Source organism: Pseudomonas sp. 5P_5.1_Bac1, from assembly GCF_025466015.1.
GTDB lineage: Bacteria > Pseudomonadota > Gammaproteobacteria > Pseudomonadales > Pseudomonadaceae > Aquipseudomonas.
Genome location: NZ_JANLNX010000037.1, coordinates 48422 through 72002, shown reverse-complemented (window position 1 = coordinate 72002; position 23581 = coordinate 48422). Strand labels below are relative to the sequence as shown.

Annotated in this window: 4 protein-coding genes; 1 reads left to right on the top strand and 3 read right to left on the bottom strand. The window is 62.1% G+C overall.

The annotated features are described in order from the left end of the window. Positions 1 to 72: 72 nt before the first annotated feature. The 3 genes from NTD82_RS06475 to NTD82_RS06465 form a co-directional block, all read right to left on the bottom strand. On the bottom strand, positions 73 to 10398 hold the full coding sequence (locus NTD82_RS06475) for an autotransporter-associated beta strand repeat-containing protein (protein ID WP_262128120.1): 10326 nt from the start codon (positions 10396 to 10398) through the stop codon (positions 73 to 75). Between the two features lie 137 nt (positions 10399 to 10535). Continuing rightward, positions 10536 to 16367, bottom strand: coding sequence for a beta strand repeat-containing protein (locus NTD82_RS06470; RefSeq protein ID WP_262128119.1), 5832 nt, complete (start codon positions 16365 to 16367; stop codon positions 10536 to 10538). 649 nt (positions 16368 to 17016) lie between these two features. Beyond that, complete coding sequence (locus tag NTD82_RS06465; protein ID WP_262128118.1) at positions 17017 to 17904, bottom strand: hypothetical protein; 888 nt, start codon at positions 17902 to 17904, stop codon at positions 17017 to 17019. Positions 17905 to 18682: 778 nt separating this feature from the next. Between NTD82_RS06465 and NTD82_RS06460 the strand changes: the two genes are divergently transcribed. Then, on the top strand, positions 18683 to 23566 hold the full coding sequence (locus NTD82_RS06460; RefSeq protein WP_262128117.1) for an NACHT domain-containing protein: 4884 nt from the start codon (positions 18683 to 18685) through the stop codon (positions 23564 to 23566). Positions 23567 to 23581: the final 15 nt, after the last annotated feature.

The window sequence follows — 23581 nt, the reverse complement described above, 5'->3', positions numbered from 1 at the left end:
CGGCATCGCGAGCAAGCTCGCTCCTACAGGGATCTCAGTCCTCTGTAGGAGCGAGCTTGCTCGCGATTTACATCAGAAGCCCAGGCTGAAGCTCACGGTCACCGCATGGTCGCGGTTCTCGCTGGACAGTTGGCCCGAGTACCCCAGGCCCAGCTTGCCCGCCTGGCCAACACTCAGGTCCACGCCCGCTTCGACCACCGCGGCATCCCGTGCAATCGGAACGCCCTCGCTGCTGAAGCCGGCACCGCCTTCGATGAAGCGCAGGTCCGCATCCGGCTTGGTATCGCCGAAGGCATGCCGCCAGCCGATGCTGCCGCGTGGCGTCAGGGTGCTGCCGTTGTCCAGGGCGAACGCCTTGCCAACCCGCAGGCCGACAGTGGAGAAGGTCACGTCCTGATCGGCACTGGCTTCCAGACGCCCGACTCCGCCTTTTTCATGGGCCTTGTCGCTGTCGTAGTTGACGTAAGCCAGACCGGCGAACGGTTCCAGCGCCACGCCACCGGCGTCGATGGTGTACGCCACTTCACCGAACACCTGGGCGCTGCGTGCCTTGTAGCTGGCTTTGAGGCGGTCGTTGTAGCTGCCCGCTTCGACGTAGCGCTTGCTGTCGATGTCGTGCCAGGTGTAACCGGCGCCGAGACGTGCGGCGAAGGCGTCCATCTGGTAGCTCAGGTAGGTGGTCAGGTGGTAGCTGTCCACCGAGGCGTCCTGCCCTTTGCCTTTGGCGTTGATGCTGCTGTTGGTGTAGCCGGCGGCGATACCCAGGCGCCATTCGTCGTTGAGGCTGTTGTCGAAGCCGATCAGGAAACCGGACAGGTCACGGTCGATGTCGGCCGCGTTATGGCCGCCCTCGAAGTCACCCCAGCCGCCGACGGCACGGATCCAGCCGACGCCGTCGCCATTGCAGCCTTGGCCGGTGGTCTGCTGGTTGCCGCTCGGCGCCAGTGCGCGGCGCGGGTCTTGCTCGTCGCTGCAACTGGCCTGGCGCATACGGTCGTTGACCGCGTCGCGGATGTAGCGCGAGTCCTCGATCAGCACGCTGGCGGTGCTGGCGTGGATTTCGCCGGACAGGCTGTCGAAGGCCTTCACCGCCGTCGCGCGATCGCCGCTGATGAGGGTGCTGCGCAAGCTGGCCGGGGCCGCCGCGCTGTCCAGGGCAGCGGCCACGGCACGCTGGTTGCTGGTTTCGGCGACATCGGCGAAGGCCACGCCATTGCGCGCCACCGACAGGGTGACGTTGTTGGCGCCGTAGTTGAGCGCCGAGCTGAGGAACAGCAGGTTCGTCAGGTTGTTGCTGGCGAAGGTGCCGTTCACGCCACCGGTGGCCGAGACCAGGGTGTAGGTGGCGTCGCCGGTGTAGTCGCCCAGCCCCAGCACTTGCAGGCTGCCGCCCAGGTTGGCGGTGCCGCCGACATTGAGGTAGTTGGCCACGGTCGGCGTGATGGTGATGGCCAGGGTGCCGTCGCTGGCGTTGGTGAAGTTGCCCGCCACGCTCAGGTTGTTGCCGCCGGCGCCAGTCGCCACGGTGCCGTGGTTGACCAGCGAACCGACGCTGCCAGTACCGGTCAGGGTGGCGCCGTTGGCGACGGTAACCTGGGCACCGAGCACGGTCCCCGGGTTGGCCGCGTTGCCGACGGTCAGCGTGCCCTGGTTGACGTCGAAGGCGCCGTTGGTCGGCTGGTTGCCGACCAGCAGCAGGTCGCCGGCGCCTTGCTTGATGGTGGTGCCGGTGCCGCTGAGGGTGCCGTTGAACTGACCGGTCCCGTTCTGCTGGAACACCAGGGTGGCGTTGTTGAGGATGCCGCCCTGCAGGCTGGTGGTGTCGCCCATCAGGGTGCCGCCGCTGACGGTGGTGCCGCCGCTGTAGGTGTTGGCACCGGTCAGGACCAGGGTGCCGGCATCGGTTTTCTCGATGCCGCCGGTGCCGACCAGCGGCGCCGAGAGGGTGGTGGTGGCGCCGGCGTTGACGCGGATCGCGGCCAGGCTGCCGTCAGGCGCATTGACCGGTGCGAGCGCACCGCCGCTGCCGGGGACCACCTGGTAGCCATCGGTGAGGAACTGCATGCCGTTGAACGACTGCTGGCCGACCACGGTGACGGTGCCGCTGGCGCCGCCAAACACCGCGAACTGGCTGCCCCAGCCGGCGTTGCTGCTGCCGTTGGCGTTGGTCCAGTTGGTGCTCGAATCCCAGGTGCCGCTGCCGCCGGTGACGGTGCCATCGGGGTTGGTCTTGCCGCCGTTCCAGAACTGCAGGTCGTCGGCACCGACCAGCAGGTTGAGCTGGTTGGCGATGGAGGTCTGCAGGGTCAGGTCGCCCGGCAGCGTGGTGCCCGGCAGCGAGCCGAACACCAGGCCGTTGTCGGTCAGGCTGGCGTAGGTGAACAGTTGGTAGACACCGGTGCCGAAGCTGCCGGCATTGGTGATGTTCAGGGTGCCGTCCAGCACCAGGTTGCCCGCCACCTTGACCACGGTGGTGGAGCTGCCCGGCGCGCCGAGGTCGAAGTTGAGGTTGCTGCCCGACGACAGGTTGAGGTTGCCCACCGACAGCGGCGCGGTGGCGGTGCCAGCGTTCAGCGTGGCGCCGTCGGCGAGGCTGACGGTGCCGCTGTAGGTGCCACTGCCGCCGACGCTGGCGCCGCTGGCGACCTGCACGTTGGCGCTGGCCAGGGTGCCGTTGTTGACCAGGCTGCCGGCGTTGACCGTGGTGTTGCCGGTGAAGCCACTGTTGCCGGTGAGCAACAGTTGGCCGGTGCCGTTTTTGGTCAGGCTGCCGGTGCCGGTAAGGTTGCCGGTGTAGCTGCCGTTGGCGTTCTGCTCGAAGGTCAGTGCCGCGTTGTTGGCGATCGCGCCCTGCAGGCTGGTGGTATCACCGCTGACGCTGCCAGCGTTGATCGTGGTGCCGCCGCTGTAGGTGTTGGCGCCGCTCAGCACCAGCGAACCGCTGCCGTTTTTGACCAGGCTGCCGGTGCCGCTGATGGCGCCGCTCAGGGTGGTGTTCTGCACGCCGGCCAGGGTCAGTTGGGCACCGAGGTTGATGGCGTTGCCCAGTTGCAGCGCACCGGTGCTGTCGAGGGTCGAGGCGCCGGTGACGCTGAGGTTGCCGGTGCTCAGCGCGCCGTTGTTGCCCAGGGTCAGGGTGCCAGCGTTGAGCGTGGTGCCGCCGCCGTAGGTGTTGATGCCGTTGAGGGTCAGGTTGGCGTTGCCGTTCTTGACCAGGCTGCCGGCGCCGCTGACCACACCGTTGAGGGTCAGGGCGTTGCTGCCGCCGATGGCCAGTGCGCCGTTGAGGATGGCGTTGTTGGCCAGGGTCACCGCGGTGTTGCTGTCCAGGGTGGTACCGGCGGCGGCAGTCAGGTCACCGCTGCTCAGGGCCGCGTTGTTGCCCACCACCAGGGTGCCGCCGTTCAGCGCAGTGCCGCCGGTGTAGCCGTTGGCGCCATTGAGCACCAGGGTGCCGCTGTCGAGCTTGGTCAGGGTGCCGCTGCCATTGACTGCCACGCCGAGGGTCGCGGTGTTGCCTGCGTCGACCCGTACGTTGGTGGTGCCGCTGGTCAGCAGTTCGCCGCCGATACCGCCGTTGAGCACATAGCCGTCGCTGGCGAATTGCAGGCCACCGATGCTCTGCGAGCCATTGACGGTGATCGTGCCCGCGGTGCCCTGGAATACCGCGAAGGTGTCGTTCCAGGCCCGGTTGACGGTGCCGTTGGCATCGGTCCAGTTGCTGTTGGAAACATCCCAGACGCCGTAGCCACCATCCACTGTGCCGTTGCCGACGATCTGGCCGCCGTCCCAGAACAGCACGCTGTCAGTGCCGCCCACCACCAGGTTGACCTGGTTGTTGACCGCGGTCTGCAGCAGCGCATTGCCGGCTTGCACGGTGCCCGGCAGGGTGTTCAGGTCCAGGCCGTTGTCGGTCAGGGTGCCGCCGTAGCTCATGAGGCGGTAGACACCGGCGCCGAAGCCACCGGCATCGGTGACGTTGAGCTTGCCGTCCAGGGTCAGGTCGCCAGCGATGTCCACCAGCGAAGGCTGGCCCGCCAGCGCCGCGCCGAGGCTGGCGTTGAGGTTGGAGGTGTCGTTCAGCACCAGCGAGCCGACGTTGAGGGTATCGCCGCCGTTGAGCACCAGGTTGCCGCCGTTGGCCACGGTGACAGTACCGGCGAGGTCGCCGGAGCCGCCGAGGCTGGTGCCGTTGTTGACGGTGACCGTGTTGCTGGCAAGGCTGCCGTTGACCATCAGGTTGCCGCCGCTGATGGTGGTAGCGCCGCTGTGGGTGTTGGTGCCGCTCAGGGTCAGGGTGCCAGTGCCGTTCTTGTCGAGGTTGCCGGTGCCGGTCAGGTTGCCGGCGAAGGCGCCGCTGCCCACCGACAGCGTGGTGCCGCTGTTGATGTCGACGGTGCCCGCGCCATCCAGATCGCCCAGGCTCAGGCTGCCGGCGAGGTTGAGGTCGGCGCCGCTGCTGAGGTTGATCTGCGACGGGTTGCCCAGCGAACCGCTGGTGGCGGTCAGGCGCCCCGAGAGGATGTTGAGGATCCCGGCGAAGGTGTTGGTGCCGCTCAGGGTCAGGTTGTTAAGCCCGGCCTTGTTCAGGGTGCCGTTGCCGCTGATGACACCGCTCAGGGTCAGGTCGTTGTTGCCGGCCACCGTCAGGGTGCCGCCGACGTTGATGTTGTTGGCCACGGTCAGCGCGCTGCTGGTGTCCAGTTGCGAGATGCCGGTGACGTTCAGCGCGCCGCTGCCCAGTGCCCCGGCATTGCCCAGGGTCAGGTTGCCGCCATTGAGGGTGACACCGCCGGCGAAGGTGTTGGCGCCGTTGAGTGTCAGGCGGCCCGAGCCGTTCTTGACCAGGCGGTCGGAGCCGTCGATCACGCCGTTGAGGGTCAGGTCGTTGCTACCGTCCAGGGTCAGCGCGGCGAAGAGCTGTGCATTGTTGGCCAGGGACATGCCGCTGCTGGTATCCAGCGACGACACACCGCTCACCGTCAGGGTGCCGCTGCCCAGCGCGCCGGCGTTGCCGAGCAGCAGCTTGCCGGCCTGCAGGTTGAGCCCGCCGGTGAAGCCGTTGACGCCATTGAGGGCCAGGGTCTTGTTGCCTTGCTTGAGCAGGCTGCCAGAACCGTTGACCAGGCCATTGAGGGTCAGGTCGTTGCTGCCGAGCAGCGTCAGGCTGCCGACGAGGTTGACGGTATTGGCCACGGTCCTTGCCGAACTGACGTCCAGTTGCGTGCCGCTGGCCGTGTTCAGCGCTCCGGCGCCCAGCGCGCCATCGGACGCCAGCACCAGGGAGCCGGCATTCAGCGCCAGCGGGCCAGCGAAGGTGTTGGTGCCGCCGAGGGTCAGCCGGCCTGAACCGTTCTTGACCAGGCTGCCGGTGCCGCTGACCACGCCGTTGAGGGTCAGGGCGTTGCTGCCGGCAAGGTTCAACTGGCCGGTGACGCCGATGTTGTTGGCCAGGGTCACCGCCTTGTTGCTGTCCAGCGTGGTGCCGGCGGCGGTGCTCAGGTTACCGGTGCCCAGGGCGCTGTTACTGCCCACTACGAGGGTGCCGCCGCTGAGCAGGGTGCCGCCGGTGTAACCGTTGTTGCCATTGAGTACCAGGGTGCCGTTGTCCAGCTTGTTCAGGGTGCCGGTGCCGTTGACATCCAGCTCCAGGGTTGCGGTTACGCCCGGGTCGACGCGCACGGCGAACAGGCCACCGTTGCGGTTGACCACATTCAACGCGCCCGCGTTACCGTCGACCACGATGTAGCCATCGGTCATGAATTGCAGGCCATCCACGGTCTGCGTGCCATTGACGCTGACCACACCGGCCGCGCCCTGGAAGACCGCGAACTTGCTGAGCCAATTCTCGTTGGTCGCACCGTCGAAAAGGGTCCAGTTGGTGGTGGTGCTGTCCCACACCCCACTGCCGCCTTCGATGGTGCCGTTGGGTACCGTCCCGGCGCCGTCCCAGAACTGGAGGATCAGATCTGGCGAGTTCACCGCCAGGTTGACCTGGCCGTTGCCCGTCTGAAGCTGCAAAGAACCGGCGGTTACAGCGCCCGGCAGACTGCCGAACGAGAGGGTGTTGTTCACCAGCGCGCCGCCGTATTCGAACAGGCGGTAGACACCGTTACCGAAGCCACCGGCGTCGGTGATGTTGAGCAGGCCATCCAGGGTCAGGGTACTCGCGACGCTGAACAGCGGGACGTTGCCGGTGACCGGCGAGCCCAGGGCGACATTGACTTGGCTGTTTGGCGCAAGTATCAGCGAGCCGAAGCTCAGGGTGTTGCCGCTGGTGCCGGACAGATTGCCGTTGTTGGCAACGCTGACCAGGCCGCCGAGCGAACCGGAACCGGTCAGGGTCGCGCCAGAGTTGACGGTGAGGCTGCCAACGTTCAGGGCACCGGTGACCTTCAGGGTGCCGGCGTTGACCGTGCTGCTGCCGTTCAGGATGCTGGTCCCGCTCAGTTCCAGCACACCGGCACCGACCTTGTTCAGTGCACCGTTACCGGCGAAGGCACCTGCGAATACGCTGTCGCCGTTGTTGCCGCCCACGGAGAGGATGCTGCCGGCACCGATGTTGGTGGTGCCGCTACCGGCCAGCGCACCGATGCTGGTATTGCCGCTGATGTTCAACGTGGTGCTGGCGCCGAGGTTGATCAGGCTCGGACTGCCAATCGCGCCGGCGCCAAACGAGGTGAGCGTACCGGCAGCGACGTTCCAGGTACCGCTGAAGGGACTGGCGCTGGGGAGCAGGATCAACTCGCCGGCGCCATCTTTGGTCAGATTGCCATTGCCGTTCAGTTGACCGGCATAGGTCAGCGCGTCAGCGGTGTTCAGGGTCAGGTCGCCGTTGACCACGATGGCATTGCTCAGGGCCTGGGCCAGCGCTTGGCTGACAAGCAGCGTTGCAGTGCCGTTGGTGGTCAGGGTGCCGGTGCCCAACGCGGCGCTATTGTTGATCGACAGGGTGCCGCCGTTGAGGACGGTACCGCCGGTCCAGCCGCTGTTAGCGCCCGTCAAGGCCAGGGTGCCGGTGCCAGACTTCACCAGTTCCCCACCACCGCTGATCACGCCGCTCAGGCCCAGATCGTTGGCGCCGTTGATGGCAAGGCTGGCGTTGAGGGCCACGTTGTTGCCCAGCACTACGGCGCTGTTGCCGCTGCTGAGGGTCGAAGGGCCGTTGACCTGCAGGGCGCCAGTGCCCAGCGCGCCATTCTGGCCAACCACCAGGCCACCGGCGTTGAGCACGGTGCCGCCGCCATAGCTGTTGTTGCCGTTGAGGGTCAGGACGCCCGCGCCGTTCTTGGTCAATTGACCCGCGCCATCGACCGTGCCGTTGAGGGTCAGGTCGGCGCTGCCGCCGATGCCCAGCGCGCCCAGCAGGTGCACGTTGTTGGCCAGCGCCAGGGCGATGCTGTTGTCCAGCGCGACGTTGTTGTTCGCGGTCAGGTCGCCGGTGCCCAGCGCACCGTTGCTGGCGAGGATCAGCTTGCCGCCGTTGAGGGTTGTCCCACCGGTGTAGGTGTTGGTGTTGCTCAGGGTCAGGTCGGCCGTGCCGTTTTTGGTCAGGCTGCCGGCGCCGTCGATCACACCGCCGAGCACCAGGTTCTGCACGCCCGCCAGGGTCAGGTTGCCGGTGACGGTCAGCGCATTGCCCAGGGTCAGGGCGGTGGTGTTGTCCAGCGTGCCGCCGGCGGCGGTCAGCTTGCCGCTGCCCAGGGCAGTGGCGGAACCGAGCGCCAGGGTGCCGGCGTTCAATTGGGTGCCGCCCAGGTAGCCGTTGTTGCCCGACAAGGTCAGGGTGCCGGCGCCGTTCTTGATCAGCGCGCCCGCGCCGTTGACGTTGCCGCCCAGGCTCAGGTCGTTGCTGCCGGCGACCGTCAGGTTTGCGCCCAGGTTGACGGCGTTGCCGAGGGCTACCGCGGCGTTGCTGTCCAGGGTCGATGCGCCGGTGACATTCAGCGCGCCGTTGCCCAGCGCGGTGTTGTTGCCCAGCACCAGCGTACCGGCGGCCAGGGTGGTGCCACCGCCGTAGGTGTTGGCGCCATTGAGGGTGAGAACGCCAGCGCCGGTTTTCACCAGCGCGCCACTGCCGCCCACTACCCCGTTGAGGGTGATGTCATTGCCGCCGTTGAGGGTCAGGTTGGCGCCGAGGTTGACGGCGTTGGCGAGGATCGCGGCGGTGGCGGTCGCCAGGGTCGCTGCGCCGCCAACGTTCAGGGCGCCGAGGCCGAGGGCAAGGTCGTTGCCCAGGGTCAGGGTGCCGGCGTTGAGGGTGGTGTTGCCCAGGTAGCCGTTGACACCGTTGAGGGTCAGGTTGGCGCTGCCGTTCTTGGTCAGGCCGCCGGCACCGTTGACGACGCCGTTGAGGGTCAGGTCGGCGGTGCCGCTCAGGTTCAGGTTGCCGGCGACATTGATTGCATTACCCAGCACCGTGGCGCCGGTGTTGCCGAGGGTGGTGCCCGCGGCTGCATTCAGGGCACCCAGGCCCAGCGCAGTGTCGCTGCCCAGCACCAGGGTGCCGGCGTTGAGCGCGGTATCGCCGAGGTTGCCGTTGTTGCCGGTCAGGGTCAGGACGCCGGCGCCATCCTTGATCAGGCCGCCAGCACCGTTGATAAGACCGGTCAGGGTCAGGTTGTTGCTACCGCCGATGTTCAGGCCGCCGAGAACGTTGAGGTTGTTCACCAGGGTTACGGCGCTGTTGCTGTCGAGGGTGGTGCCGGCACTCGCGGTGAGTTGGCCGCTGCCCAGGGCGCCGTTGCTGCCGACCACCAGGGTGCCGCCCGCGAGCGTGGTGTTGCCCTGATAGGCGTTGCTGTTGTTCAACACCAACGTCCCGGTGCCGGTCTTGTTCAGGCCGCCGGTGCCGTTGACCACGCCGTTGAGGGTCAGGTTGGCGCTGCCCGGCAGCGTCAGGTCGGCGCCGAGGTTGACGGTATTGGCCAGCGCCAGCGCACTGCCGCTGCTCAGGGTCGACGCGCCGGTGACATTCAGAGCGCCAGCGCCCAATGCGCCACCGTTGCCGAGGACCAGGCCGCCAGCGGCCAGGGTAGTACCGCCGGTATAGGCGTTGACTCCGTTCAGGGTCAGCGTGCCCGCGCCGTTCTTGATCAGTCCGCCCGCGCCGCTGGCGCCGCCGTTGAGGGTCAGGTCGTTGCTGCCGACCAGGGTCAGGGTTGCACCCAGGTCGATCAGGTTGGCCAGGGTCAGCGCGGCGCTGTTGTCCAGCGTGCCGGCGCCGGCAACGTGCAGCGTGCCGCTACCCAGGGCGAGGTTGTTGCCCAGCACCAGGCTGCCGGCATTCAGAGTGGTGCCGCCAACATAGCCGTTGGCGCCATTGAGGGTCAGGCTGCCGGCGCCGTTCTTGACCAGGCTGCCGCTGCCATTGACGGCACCGGCGAGGGTCAGCGGGTTGCTGCCGGCGATGTTCAGCACACCCGCGAGGCTCAGGTTGTTGCCGAGGGTGACCGCGGTGTTGCTGTCCAGCGTGGTGTTGTTGGCGGTGGTCAGCAGGCCGCTGCCCAGCGCGAAGTTGTTGCCCACCACCAGGGTGCCGCCGCTGAGCCGGGTGCCGCCGGTGTAGCTGTTGTTGCCGTTGAGCACCAGGGTGCCGCTGTCGGCCTTGTTCAGCAGGCCGCTGCCGGTGAGGCCGAGGTTCAGGGTCGCGGTGCGGCCCGGATCGACGCGCACGGTAGCCGTGCCGCTGCCGTTGTTGACCAGGTTCAACTGGCCCGCCACGCCGCTGTTGAGTACGTAGCCATCGGTGACGAACTGCAGACCGGTGACGGTCTGGGTGCCATTGACCGCGACCGTGCCCGCCGCGCCCTGGAACACCGCGAAGTTGCTGCTCCAGTCACGGTTGCCGGTGCCGTTGACGGTGGTCCAGTTGGTGGTGAGCGCATCCCACACGCCGTTGCCGCCCTGGATGGTGCCGTCGCCGACCAGGCCGGTGCCGTCCCAGAACAGCACGCTGCCGTTGGCGCCGCCCACCAGCAGGTTGACCTGGTTGGCGATCGCCAGTTGCACTTCGAGGTCGCCTGGCAGCACGCCGCTCGGCAGGCTGCCGAGGACGAGGCCGTTGTCGGTGAGCGTGCCGGTGTAGTTGATGACCTGATAGATACCGGCGCCGAAGCCGCCGATGTCGCTGACGTTGAGGTTGCCGTCGAGGGTCAGGTTGCCGCCCACGGTAATCAGCGGGCTGCCGCCGGTGGATGGCGAACCGAGGCCGATATCGAGGTTGGAGTTGCCGCTCAGCACCAGCGAGCCGAGGCTCAGGTTGGCGCCGCTGTTGGCGGCCAGGTGACCGCCATCGGCCACGGTGACCGCGCCGGCCAGCGAACCGCTGCCGGTCAGGGTGCCGCCGCTGTTGACCTGCACGAGGCCGCTGGCCAGCGAACCGCTGACGTTCAGCACGCCGCCGTTGACCTGGGTGTTGCCGGTGTAGACGTTGACGCCCGCCAGCTCCAGGCTGCCGTTGCCGACCTTGATCAGACCGCCATTGCCGTTCAGCGCGCCATTGAAGACACCGCTGAGATCGCCGGTGCCGACACTCAGGTTGGCGCCGCTGCCGAGGTTGATCGCGCCACTGCCGCCAAGGGTGCCGACGCTGCCGCTGGCGCCCAGGTTGAGGCTGGCGCCGGCGCCGACATTGACCAGCGAGGGTTGCCGAGCGCCCCGGTGCCGACCGTGGTCAGGCTGCCGGAAAGGATGTTCAGCGCGCCGCTGAAGGTGTTGGCGCCGCTCAGGGTCACGTCGGCCAGGCCGGTCTTGACCAGCCCGCCGGTGCCGCTGATGACACCGCCGAGGTTCAGGTTGTTGTTGCCGGCCAGGGTCAGGTCCGCGCCCAGGACGAGGGCGTTGCCCAAGGCGAACGCCGCGCTGTTGTCCAGGGTCGCCGCGCCCGTCACGTTCAACGCGCCGCTGCCCAGCGCCGCGGCGTTGCCGAGGGTCAGGGTGCCGGCGGCCAGGGTGGTGCCGCCGAGGTAGCTGTTGACGCCATTCAGGGTCAGGTTGCCGGCGCCGGTCTTGACCAGGCCCGCGGCGCCGTCGATGACGCCGTTGAGGGTCAGGTCGCTGTGGCCGACCAGGGTCAGGTTGGCGCCCAGGGTGACGGCATTGCCCAGGGCGAATGCCGAGGTGGTGTCCAGGTTGGCCGCGCCGCTGACGTTCAGCTTCAGTGCGCCGCTGCCCAGCGCCAGGGCGTTGCCGAGGGTCAGGGTGCCCGCCGCCAGGGTGGTGCCGCCGGCGTAGGTGTTGATGCCGGTCAGGGTCAGGTTGCCCGCGCCAGCCTTGATCAGGCTGCCATTGCCGCCGATGACGCCGCTGAGGGTCTGGTCGGCGCTGCCGCCGATGGTCAGGGCCGCGTTGAGGTTGACCTGATTGGCCAGGTTGATCGCGGTGTTGCTGTCGAGGGTGCCGGCGCCGTTGACGTTCAGCGCGCCACTGCCCAGGGACAGGCTGTTGCCCAGTTGCAGGGTGCCGCCCAGCAGGTTGGTGCCGCCCGTGTAGGTGTTGGCGGCGTTCAGGCTCAGGGTCGCGGTGCCCTGCTTGGTCAGGGCACCGGTGCCGCTGACCACACCGTTGAGCGCGAGGTCGGCGCTGCCGCCGATCGCGGTGTTGCCGCCCAGGTTGACCAGGTTGCTGATCGCCAGCGCGGTGGTGGCATCCAGGGTGGTGCCCGCCGCGGTGTTCAGGGTGCCCAGGCCCAGCGCGGTGCTGCTGCCCAGTTTGAGGATGCCGGCATTGAGGCTGGTGTTGCCTTGGTAGCTGTTGTTGCCCGACAGGACCAGGGTCGCGCCGCCGGACTTGGTCAGGCCGCCGCTGCCGGCGATGTCGCCGCTGAGGGTCAGGTCGTTGCTGCCCAGCACATTCAGGTTGCCGGTGACATCGATGGCGTTGGCGACGCTGAGGACTTTATTGGCGTCCAGCGAACCGCCATTGGTCGCGCTGAGAGTGCCGCTGCCCAGCGCGGTGGCGGAGCCGAGCACCAGGTTGCCGCTGCTGAGAACGGTGCCGCCGGCGTAGGTGTTGGCGCCGTTCAGGATCAGGCTGCCGGTGCCGGTCTTGGTCAGGCCGGCGGCGCCGTCGATGGCGCCGTTGAGGGTCAGGTTGGCGCTGCCCGGCAGGGTCAGGCCGGCATTCAGGTGGATGGCATTGGCGATGGCCTGGGCGCCAGCGCTGGCGAGGTTGGCGGCGCCAGCGATGGTCAGGTCGCCGGAGCCCAGGGCCAGGCCGTTGCCGACGGTCAGGGTGCCGGCGTTCAGGGTGGTGCCGCCCTGGAAGAGGTTGACGCCGCTGAGGGTCAGGTTGGCGTTGCCGTTCTTGATCAGGCCGCCGCTGCCGTCGACCACGCCTTGCAGGGTCAGGTCGGACGTGCCGGCGATATTCAGCGCACCATTGAGGGTGACCGCGTTGGCCAGGGCCAGGGCGGTGTTGGCATCCAGGGTGGTGCCGGCCGCCGCGATCAGGGCGCCCTGCCCCAGCGCGGCGGCATTACTGACGATCAGCTTGCCAGCGTTCAACACGGTGTTGCCGAGGTGGGTGTTGACGCCGCTGAGGGTCAGGTCGGCCGCGCCGTTCTTGATCAGGCCGCCGTTGCCGGAAATCACGCCGGTCAGGCCGAGGTTGTTGCTGCCGCCGATGGTCAGGTCAGTCCCGAGGCTGAGGCGGTTGCCGATATTCAGCGCCGTGCCGCTGTCGAGGGTCGAGGCGCCGCTGACGATCAGCGTGCTGCTCCCCAGCGCTTGGGCGTTGCCCACCTGGAGGACACCGGCATTGAGCACGGTCCCGCCGGTGTAGGTGTTGGCACCGTTGAGCGTGAGGGTGGCCGCGCCGTCCTTGGTGATCCTGCCAACGCCGCTGACTATGCCGTTCAAGCCCAGGTTGGCGCTGCCGCCGACAGCCAGGTTGCCGCCGAGGTTGACCTGATTGTTGATGGACACGGCCGCGTTGGCATCCAGCGCGGTGCCCGCCGCCGTATTGAGGATGCCGAAGCCCAGCGCGGTACTGCTGCCGAGCACCAGGGTGCCGGCATTGAGGTTGGTGTTGCCCAGGTAGGCGTTGTTGCCGTTCAGGGTCAGGCTGGCGTTGCCGGCTTTGGTCAGACCGCCAGTGCCGGTGATGCCGCCGCCGAGGGTCAGGGCATTGCTGCCGAGGAGATTCAGTGTGCCGGCGACGCTGAGATTGTTGCCGACACTGAGGACGCCGGTAGTGTCCAGCGAGGTGCCGTTGGCGGTGCTCAGCGTGCCGGTGCCCAGCGCGGTGTTGGAGCCCAGGTTCAGGGTGCCGCTGCTCAGGAGGGTGCCGCCGCCATAGCTGTTGTTGCCGGTCAGCAGCAGGGTGCCGGTCCCGGCCTTGGTCAGGCTGCCGGCGCCGTCGATCACGCCGCCGAGGGTCAGGGAGCCGCTGGCCGCGGTGGTCAAGGAACTGTTGAGGTGAATGGCGTTACCCAGCGTCAGCGGACCGACGCCCACCAGTGTCGAGCCCCCTCCAACGGTGAGATCGCCACTGCTCAGCGCGGCCGCGCTGGCCAGGGTCAGGGTCCCGGCGTTCAGGGTAGTGCCGCCCAGGTAGGTGTTCACCCCGCTGAGGGTCAGGTTGGCGCTGCCGTTCTTGACCAGTCCGCCGGCTCCGTCGATCACGCCCGACAGGTTCAGATCGGAAGTGCCGCCGATGTTCAGCACGCCGTTCGCGGTGACGGCATTGGTCAGGGTCAGTGCGGTACTGGCATCCAGCGTGGTGCCGCTGGCCGCGATCAACGCGCCTTGGCTGAGGGCGCCGGCGTTGCCGACCACCAGGCGTCCGGCGTTCAGTTGAGTGTTGCCCAGGAAGTTGTTGTTACCGCTGAGCGTCAGGTCGGCATTGCCGTTCTTGATCAAGCCACCGGCGCCGCTGAGGGTGCCGCTAAGGCCGAGGTTAGCGGTGCCGCCGATGCTCAGGTCCCCGCCCAGGTTGACGATATTGCCCAAGGTCACTGCGGTGCTGGCATCAAGGGTGGTGCCGGCCGCGGTGGTCAGTGCTCCGATGCCGAGCGCGCCGCTGGAACCGACGCGCAAGGTGCCGGCGTTGAGGACCGTACCCCCGCTGAAGGTGCTGAAGCCGTTGAGGGTCAGCGTGGCCAAGCCGTTCTTGGTCAGGCTGAAGCCGCCGCCAGAGATCGAGCCGCCCAGGGTCAGATCGTTGCTGCCGGCAACGGTCGTATTACCGAGCATGATGACCAGGTTGCTGATCGAGCGCGCGGCATCGGTGTCCAGGGTGGTGTTAGCGGACGTGCGCAAGCTGCCAGTACCCAGCGCGGCGTTGTTGCCGATGATCAGCTTGCCGTTGGTCAGTTGCACGACGCCGGAATAGCCCGTGTTGGCACCGCTCAGCGTCAGGTCCCCTGCGCCGCTCTTGATCACGCCGCCGGTGCCGGTGATCGCGCCACCAAGGCTGGTGGCGGTGGCATTGGTCAGGGTCAGGGTGCGGGTGCCCAGGTTGATCGCGTTGGTGATGGCTTGTCCGCTGGCATCCAGTGAGGCATTGGCGCCCAGGCTCAGTTGCCCAGTGCCCAGTGCAGTGTTGCTTTGCAGGATCAGGCTGCCGCCGTTGAGGGCGGTGTTGCCGGTGAAATCGTTGTTGCCGCTCAGGGTCAGGCTGGTGGAGCCACTCTTGATCAGGCCGCCAGAGCCGGAAATTTTCCCGCCCAGGGTCAGATCGTTGCTGCCGGTCAGGGTCAGGTTGCCGTTGAGCTGAACCAGATTGGTCAGGGTCTGGGCGGAACTGGTGTCCAGGGCCGCGCCAGTGACGGCGGTGATGGTGCCCGAACCGGCGGAGCCGGCATTGGCCAGGATCAGCTTGCCGGCATTGAGGCTGAGGCCACCGCTAAAGTTGTTGGCGCCGCTGAGGGTCACGTCGCCGGTGCCGTTCTTGATCAGCGAGCCGGTCCCGTTGACCGCGCCGGCGAGGGTCAGCGCAACGGTGTTGGTCAGGCTGAGCGCCCCGCCGTCGAGCAGGATGGCGTTGGCCAGGTTCATCGTCGTAGCGTTCTGCAGGCTGCTGGCGCCGGTGACCGTCAGCGTCTGGGTGCCGAGGGCACCCACGTTGCCGAGAACCAGGCCGCCCTGGCTCATCGTGGTACCACCGGTGTAGTCGTTGGCCCCGCTCAGGGTCAGCAGGCCGAGCCCGGTCTTGCTCAACGCTCCGCTACCGGTCAGCAAACCGGACAGGGTCAGGTTGTTGTTGCCCGATACCGTCAGGCCGTTGGTGCCGAGGGTGATGGTGTTGCCGATCACCACACCGATGTCCGAGGCCCCGAGCCGGCCTCCATTGGCGGTCACCGAGGCGCTGCCCAGCGCCGAGGTAGTGACGTTCAGCAAACCGCCGTTGAGCTGCACGGTCGGTGTGGTGGCACCATTGAACAACAGGCCGGACAGCGCCCAGGTTCCGCTGTCGACGATCAGGTTGTTGAAGTGCAGGTAATTGTTGCCGTTGATCGTCCCTGTCCCGCCGGTACCTGAGCCACCACCGACAGCGTTCTGCAACGCCAGGGTGTTGGCGGTTGTGGCCGTACCGCCATCGACGATGCCCGCGCCGGCAAAGCCGATGGTCAGCCCCAGCACCGGCAGTGCTATCCCGACCCCGCCACCGGCGCTCACTAGCGACCCGGTAATGGCATTGAAACGGTTGGCGCCACCGCCGGTGCCCATGGACAGGCTGCCGCTCAGGATCCCGGTGTTAGTGAACACGTTGCCGGTGGAGGTCCCCTGGAAGGAAACACGGCCCGTGATAGTGCCATTGTTGATGAAAACCGCCTTGGAGCCGCCCCAGAGCGCGATCAACGGAATATCCGATGCGAGGATCGATACCCCTACCAATGGCATCCCTTCGATGGTGCCGTTGTTGGTGACGGTGGTAGTACCGGCCGCGCCGTTCTGCACGCTCAAGCCGATACCGGTGAGGCCGACGAGCGAAGCACCGAGCAGACCGGAAGTGCCGCGGATAATCCCGGTGTTGTTGTTGGTGACCACCACGATGCTGTTGTTCGCGTTGCCCATCGTTATGCCGGTGGTCAATCCGGACACGGTGCCCAGCAACGATGGGTCGATCAGGCCAGAGTTGGTCAGCCGCGAGTTGTTACCCGTGAGGTTCAGTGCCGTGCCCAGCAGCGGCGCGTTGACAACCGCGCCAGTGAGCACGTTGACCGTGAGGGCGTTGACGCCGGTGGTCAGCCCGACAGTGGTGCCTGTGCAGTTGATGGTGGCACCGGGAGCCGGCGTGTCACACACCGCCAACACCTCGGGACTGAAGAGGCCGGAAACCACACCGGCCGCCGCCAGGCTGATTGCCAGAGGCAGCGGAGCGAAACGAGCGGTAAAGGCTTTTTTGGCGAATCTTCTGTCCACGTGTGACTCCTTCGTGGATCAGGCGAATCCGTCATTGAAATGCGTGTAGGAGCGTGAACAAAACCCCTTGGAAATACACACACTGCGAGTCGAACAGCCTGACCTTGGCGAATACAGGTTCCATTTGGGGTGAATTTGTAGCCGAAAAATTGGATCCACGCAGGACAATTCGTACGTTCACTTAGTATTAATACTTCCTGATTAGTCGCCGGTTTCGCTGGGTGAAAGCGATGCGGGGCGTGGTCTTGAGCCGACGAACGGTAGTTTTGCCGGGAAAAGGGTTGCGATTCAGTGAGATGACTGAATTCATGTCAAAATATTACAAACCTGACCATTGAGATGGTTTTGAATAGGCTTCGCTTCGAACGAAGATCAGTTTGTGGTGATGGGATCTGTGCTTTAGCGAATCCACTGAACTGTCGCTGCATGGCAGCAAATCTGCTCGGCAACAATGTATTGCCCAGACGTTTGCCAGCCCCATGCCTGCCCGCTCCAGAAACAAAAAAGGCCTACATCGCTGTAGGCCTTTGGTTTTTTTCTGGTGCGGAGACAGGAATCGAATGACAGTGATTTTACCCATTATTTACTGGGTCAACCAACGGAAGCCCCAGCTACGTATCCCGTATCCCCAAACTACAAAGTACCCCTGCTAGCTGCGGGCTGGATAGGTAATGGTCGCCAACAGCCCACAGATCAAGCGATGATCATCTACATGGAAAATCGATGGGTCTTCCGCGTCCTGGCGGCCGAGGAAGAAGATGTAGGGCCGATCCTTGCTGCCGCTTTTCTTCGCATCTATACCCTCTTGCCGAACGACCTCTAGTTCTTTGGTGACGATCGTACGCTTTGCGTCCGACCAACCTGCCCAGGACACGCGAACCCTGTATGGCCGGACGTACCTTTTAGCCTCCGTGCCCCACTCCCCGGCTGATAGGGTAATTAGAAGATTGTCATCATCATCTTCAGCCCTGCCCCAACTGAGCTCGCCATAGAAGATTTTTTGTGAAGGTAGATCCTCAACGCCTTCCCCTCGAAGCTTTTTGAACACTTGCTGGTAGGTGGTGGCCTCAACCGCTGGTACCTCCAGCGAGAGATCCCGGTCGTATGGAAAATTGATGAACGCGCGACAGATACGCCTAATGCTTTGCGCGGATCTGCGCCCCTGAGGGCGAGCCTCTCCGTTTCCTGAGGAGCCCGTCCGTACAGATCGTGATGCCCCTGATGGCGAGGGCTGAGCAGTGGGATCGACAATCGGTCGCTCATTTCTAAGGACCAGCCGTGCCGGTGACAAGGCGGGACTTGTCTGTAGCTTGCTCCGCACAGAGCCCTTTTTTCCACTCGCAACGGTTTTCTCATCACCTTCGATATCACATCCCTCCAAGTGCTCCTGGCCGTGGGGGCTTCGAAAATGGGGGCGCTGCAAGTTCGTCTTCAGGTAGGAAGCCGGGTAAACCGTCAGATCACAACCTCGACAGATGTAGCCGTACTTATCGACCGCTGGCAAAAGCCACAGATCTTCAGCATCTACGACCTCCATTGTTACCCTGTTCCGCGCAGACTCCATTACCTCTCCTTGTCTTGTCTTTCTCAGGTCAACGCCATCATCCGGTACACGACACCGGACAGTGACTGCCCGAAATCGAACACGTTGGGGACTGATATGTCCAGTGTCCAAAATGATGCACAGTTCACTCCTATTCACCTGGTGTACCAGTTCACTAACCTGGCCGGCCAGCTGCTAACAAAAGCTCGCGGGTTCCCCGCCCCGTATCCCGCCTAAGCCCCCAGGGTCCCCGACGGCATCGAGAGCCGGAGAACAGGACTCCGCTTCTGCCGCTGGAGGTACGAGAGGATAGAGGGCGTGGGACCACTAGCAGAGCATGGATCTAAAGTCCGTGTAACCGGTGTAACTGGTGCATCTAAAGCTAACAACCAATTGATTTATATGGATATTTTTTCATTACACCTAATAGGAACGCTTCACCTAAGGAGTGTAACAACGGAAATGGTGTAACTTCACCTACCCTTTATCACCCCATGCGACGGTTGTAGAAAGCTTTCGCTCAATGGTGGCTTTCGATCAGGCAACTTATCTTGAGCGCTAGTTTGGAACCGGCCGAAGATTGTCACCATCGGCAACAAGCGAGCCGATACCGACGCCTGAACCCACATAGGTCTGTCAAGGCAATAGCTCGATGCTTTTTCAAGCCGCCTAGCACCAAGCAGGATATTGACTCCACCACATCAATACCCAATATGATGTACAACTACCGGCGCCAATGATAGGAGTCGTATCTGCACATGGATCCTCTAAAATGACGGAAAACGCAATCACCGCTCCGGCAAGTCATATCCCACCTTTTATCTCAGTTCAAACGGCTGCCCAGACGTTGCCATTTAATGAGTTACGATGGGAGAACTTTGAAAAGCTGTGTTATCGATTGGCTGGAAAACAGGCAGATATTGAATCCCATAGCCTATATGGAAGGGCAGGACAAGCGCAGCAGGGAATAGATATTTATGCCCGAAAACGCAATGGCAGATACGAAACTTGGCAGGCGAAATGCTATGCAAAATACACACATGCAAATTTGAAGGATGCCTGTGTAACATTCCTTGCTGGAAGCTGGTCGAGTAGAACTGATATTTTTTACATCGCCGTGCAATGCGCTGTAGATGATGTTGGACTACAGAATGCGATTGAAGAACAAGCGGAGTTGTTTCGGGCCCAGGGAATAACCCTTAAGGTGCTTGGCGGTCATGACTTGTGTACCGTTTTACGAAATAACCCAGACATCGTATTGGAGTTTTTTGGCCGTGAATGCGCCAGAGCATTTTTTGGAGACACAGTAAGCCAAGAGCTGCTGTTGCGGCTGGATGGCAGCGAGCTAGATAAAATTAGGACGCAACTCCATCGTGCCTACCAAGGAGGCTTCGAACTTCTGGACCGAATTCCAGTGAGTGCTCCAACGCCTTTCTCTGATCGACCTCAGGCTTCCATCTCACTACTTGATCGTTTCTCCACACCTGATGTTCTCTTGCGGGAAACTGTTGTTAGTCAAGCGGCGTCCAGCCAAAGCGAGGATTCGACTTCACCGATGTCCAACCCGCAGCGAGCTGACGCACGTTCACCTGTAAAAAAGGAAGAAAGCCGGCAGGCGGAAAACTACCGCCGAACTCCCATCCTGGAATGGCTAGCAGGGGCTGATCAGATCGCCATCGTGGGCCATGCCGGAAGCGGAAAAAGTACCGTGCTGAGGTGCCTAGCGCTTGATTTGCTCGGCGACCAGGGACGATTCACTGACGTTGCTAAACGCTGGGGACGCCATTTACCGTTGTTCATTTCTTTCGCCAAGTGGGTACGCCTTAGTGAGGCCAGTAGGGGAACTGTAGGCATAAAAGAATTAATCCGTGCGACCTGGCAGCCTCAGTTAACTAGTGATCTCGTCGCATTAATTGATCAAGCTATTGATGAGTCACGGGTAGTGCTTCTTGTCGACGGACTGGACGAATGGGCTAATGAACAGGCAGCTCGCACTACCTTGCTTGCCATGCTGACGATTGTGGCCGCACACAAGATTCCGGTAGTGGTCAGTGCTCGACCCGGAGGGCTATCGAAAATCGGCGGGATTCCCGACAACTGGGCAGTGGGACTCCTGGCGCCGCTATCGAAGGTGCAGCAAAGGGAAATTGCAACTACGTGGTTCTCGCGAAATGTAGGTTTCAACAACGATCAACCCTCTCATGAAGAATCAATCGCCTGGCAGACTCAGCGATTCTTCAACGAGCTTGATAAAGGGCGTGGATTGGCCACTCTCGCTGAGACCCCCTTGTTATTGCTGGGATTGATTGCGTTGGCCGTTCGCCAGTTGGTTTTGCCGATCAACAAAGTCCAAGCGCTGAGCCAGTTGACTGACCTGCTGTTGGAGATTCATCCGTCTAGCCGAGCCACGGCTGCGGGAGACGTGAGCCCGCGATTTTCCCCGGCAGCATCCATTGACGTGCGCAGGGAAGCGCTCGCTGCGCTCGCATTTGAGATCCGAGTGGAGGGGGGAGACGCTGGGTATCCTCTCCAATTGGCTCGTAACTGCATAAAAACGTTTCTTACTGACCCTGAAGGGTATTCCTACACCGCTCGCGAGGCTTCCGAAGTCGCCAACGAGATCCTTGCAGTTAACGCAGAGACGATGGGACTGCTGGTTGAGAAAGGGCGCGAGGAGGTAGGCTTTGTGCATGCCAGCTTGGAAGAGTATCTGGCATCCGTCCATATACACGGCTGGCCGATTGAGAAAATCCTAGGTTTTGTGCGCGCGAATGCAAGCAGTTTTCGCTGGAGAAGTGTATTCGGCGATTTGATCGCTCGGAACACCAGGCGTTCTGAAGCAGAGCAAATCGTACAGGTTATTGATGAACCTGAGGCTGATGTGATTGGCGCTTTGCAGCGGCGCTTGCTTCTTGCCGATGTTGTGTTTAGCGGGGCTGAGATTAATCGTCCTACTGCTATAAGACTGGCAGAACGCAGCCTGGATATCATTGAAGGTGCTGGGTGGGGTGGCGAGCGGAGTGCTCACCTTGCAGTTGCACTAGGGGGAATTTATAACCCGACACTCAGGGAGAAGTCTTCGGAGAGCATCAACCGCTGGGGCATACGTACTAAGGAGTATTTGAAAGATTTTTATTCAACACTGACACAGTGGGAGCAGTCAGAGCACCAACTCAGTTTGTTAAAACATGGGCTTAAGGATGATAACCCTGCCAACTCTCGAGCCGCGGCTCAATCATTGGGACTTGTCTACAAAGGCAATTTTGAGGTTGAAAGCTGGCTGATGACGCTCATTCGTGGCGACTCCGATTTAGCAGTGGTGGCAAGGACTCTAGAGGCTCTCACCATTGGCTGGCCCAATAATCCGAATTTGATTGAATTTCTAGCTACAGCGTCTGCCGCTACGGAAAAGGCACTTCAACTGAGTGCTATCTGGTGCAAAGTTCAATTGAGACTACATCAGGAAGTTGATCTGTCAGCGCTACTGTCAATGTCTGCCTGGCATGATAGAGTAAGCTACGAGCATCACGCACAGATTGGGGAAAGTTTGGTACAAGGATGGTTGGACAAAGACAGACTAATAGATATTTGCCTGGGCACCTTGAACGGAGGTTTCGGAGCCTACGGCGAGATCGAGAAAGAAATAGCACGGTATTATATCCTCAGCTGTAGTGCTAAAAATCGTAAGATATGTGCATGGATCGTGAATGAGTTGCAGTCAGAGCATCCCTACGTCTTGCGAATGGGGGAAGACTGGAGCCAGCTTTTGAAGTTCGCGGAAATGGATGGTGAAATTCGAGAGTTACTCGTGCTCGCGGTAACCTCCAAAAGGATAGAGCATCAAGAGTATGTAGCCAGACCAGTATATGACGGCATTCAAGATCCAAGAATTACAAGATACTTGATTGAAAGGACAAAAACAGCAGAGGGGTTTTCCGTCGTCTGGTTACTAGCGCCTTTGATTAGCGGTTGGGCAGCAGAGCTCCCTGAAGTACGAGATTTGATCCAAGAGGTACTTAAGTGGCCGGATGAGCGAAAGGTTAATTTGGTTGGCTTGTACCCTCAAATTTATAGCCACGAAGCGTGCATTGAGGCGCTATTAAAAATCCTAAATTCTGGCCATAAGGTTAGATTTGACATAATAACTTCTGCTTTCAGGCAGTTGAATATCTCTAACCACAAAGAAATTAAAGACATCTTGGTGAGCAGGGGATTGCGCGAGCCAGATCAAATGTATTCAGGTCTAGGTCCATTGGTTGCTCTCTACCCTCAAGATAGCAGGGTCAAAAATTTCGCCCTAGAAAGGCTTAAAGAGCGTAATCCCCCCCTTGGGCTGTTTGCCTCAGTCTATCGGGATGATTTGGTTGTTCAGAAGCTTATAGCTCAGCGTATTGGAGCTCTCTCAGCTATTATGCGTTTGCAAATCATTGATGCCGCCTCCAGTGAGTTCGACCGCAACGATGCTGCCAAGGAGATACTGGAGAGATATGACCATGAAGTAGACGGCCCCCTTAAAGTGCACGCCGCCATAAAAAACTATCAGGCACTCCTCTCAGTCGGTACCGAGAGGAAGCACGTTGTGGATCGTCTGCTCAAAGATGCAATGGCAGTCGGACACGATCATGACGATCGGCGAGCGGCGGCGTTCGCCGGCCTAGTTGTGTATGGAGCAACAGAGCAATTTTCCACTCTAGAGTGGGGCAAAAAGCCTCTAGATATCTCACTAGGGCACTACTCTAATGAACCGCCAGCGCTGATCAGATTAGTGGCCGAGCATTGGGGTGACTTGGAAAAAAGCTTCGACGGAAAGTTTCTCTCAAGGCTTGGACACTTTACTGACGAGTCGCGTTTTTGGGAGCTCGTCGCTCCACATGTCTCTTTCAGTTCAGATTTGCGACAACGCTTTTTAGACTATTGCTTGCGCACAACAGAGTTTCATAAAGTCGCGGTATTGCAGGCTCTCGCCAAGGAAGTCCCCAGAAGTGATTTACTGCTCCGACAGTGTTTAAAAGCAGTGAAAATTCATAGAGATGACAAAGACCGCTCTTGGAATAGATTGCAAAGCTATTACGAAGCCTCTTATATATTACGGCATCAATTCCCACAAAACGTCAATATCCTAGCTCAGTTGCAGTCTATTGCTTTCGAGAGCAATTTCAAGTCTGGTATTGCGGCACTGGCAATCTATGCCCCCCACAACCAAAGCCTCAATGAAGTAGTGTCTGCGCTGACATATGATGACCGTGACGATCATAGCTTTGTAACTCCTATAATCATAGGAACTGAAAGGCTTGAAGGCGAAAAGTTAGAAAAACTTGTCAGTGCGATGGTCAACCGACCGAGACATTCGTTGTGGAGCTTTCAGGACAGAATAAATTACGCCATCAAATTCAGAATCAGCACTGATAGTGAGTTTTCTGGTCTGATTAGTGAACGATTGAGGTCTAGTTCATCTGCGAGCGAAATCTCAAGCTATTCGCGTTATTTGGCTTCCACGGGAAAATTAAATGAAGAGAGCCACGCCTATTGTTTAAGCCTGCTCAACTCGGGTTATTCTTCTTTGCGCATTCCACCACATGGATATGATTCGACAGCCGATGCTGTACGACCTGTCGCCCACTCTCTTCTTGACGTTCTGGCAGGCCCAAATTACTAGTTTTGATTAGCTACC

Bases quoted from the DNA above. Each gene is read 5' to 3' on its own strand.
- NTD82_RS06465 (WP_262128118.1), bottom strand. From the start codon at position 17,904: ATGGAGGTCGTAGATGCTGAAGATCTGTGGCTTTTGCCAGCGGTCGAT.
- NTD82_RS06460 (WP_262128117.1), top strand. From the start codon at position 18,683: ATGACGGAAAACGCAATCACCGCTCCGGCAAGTCATATCCCACCTTTT.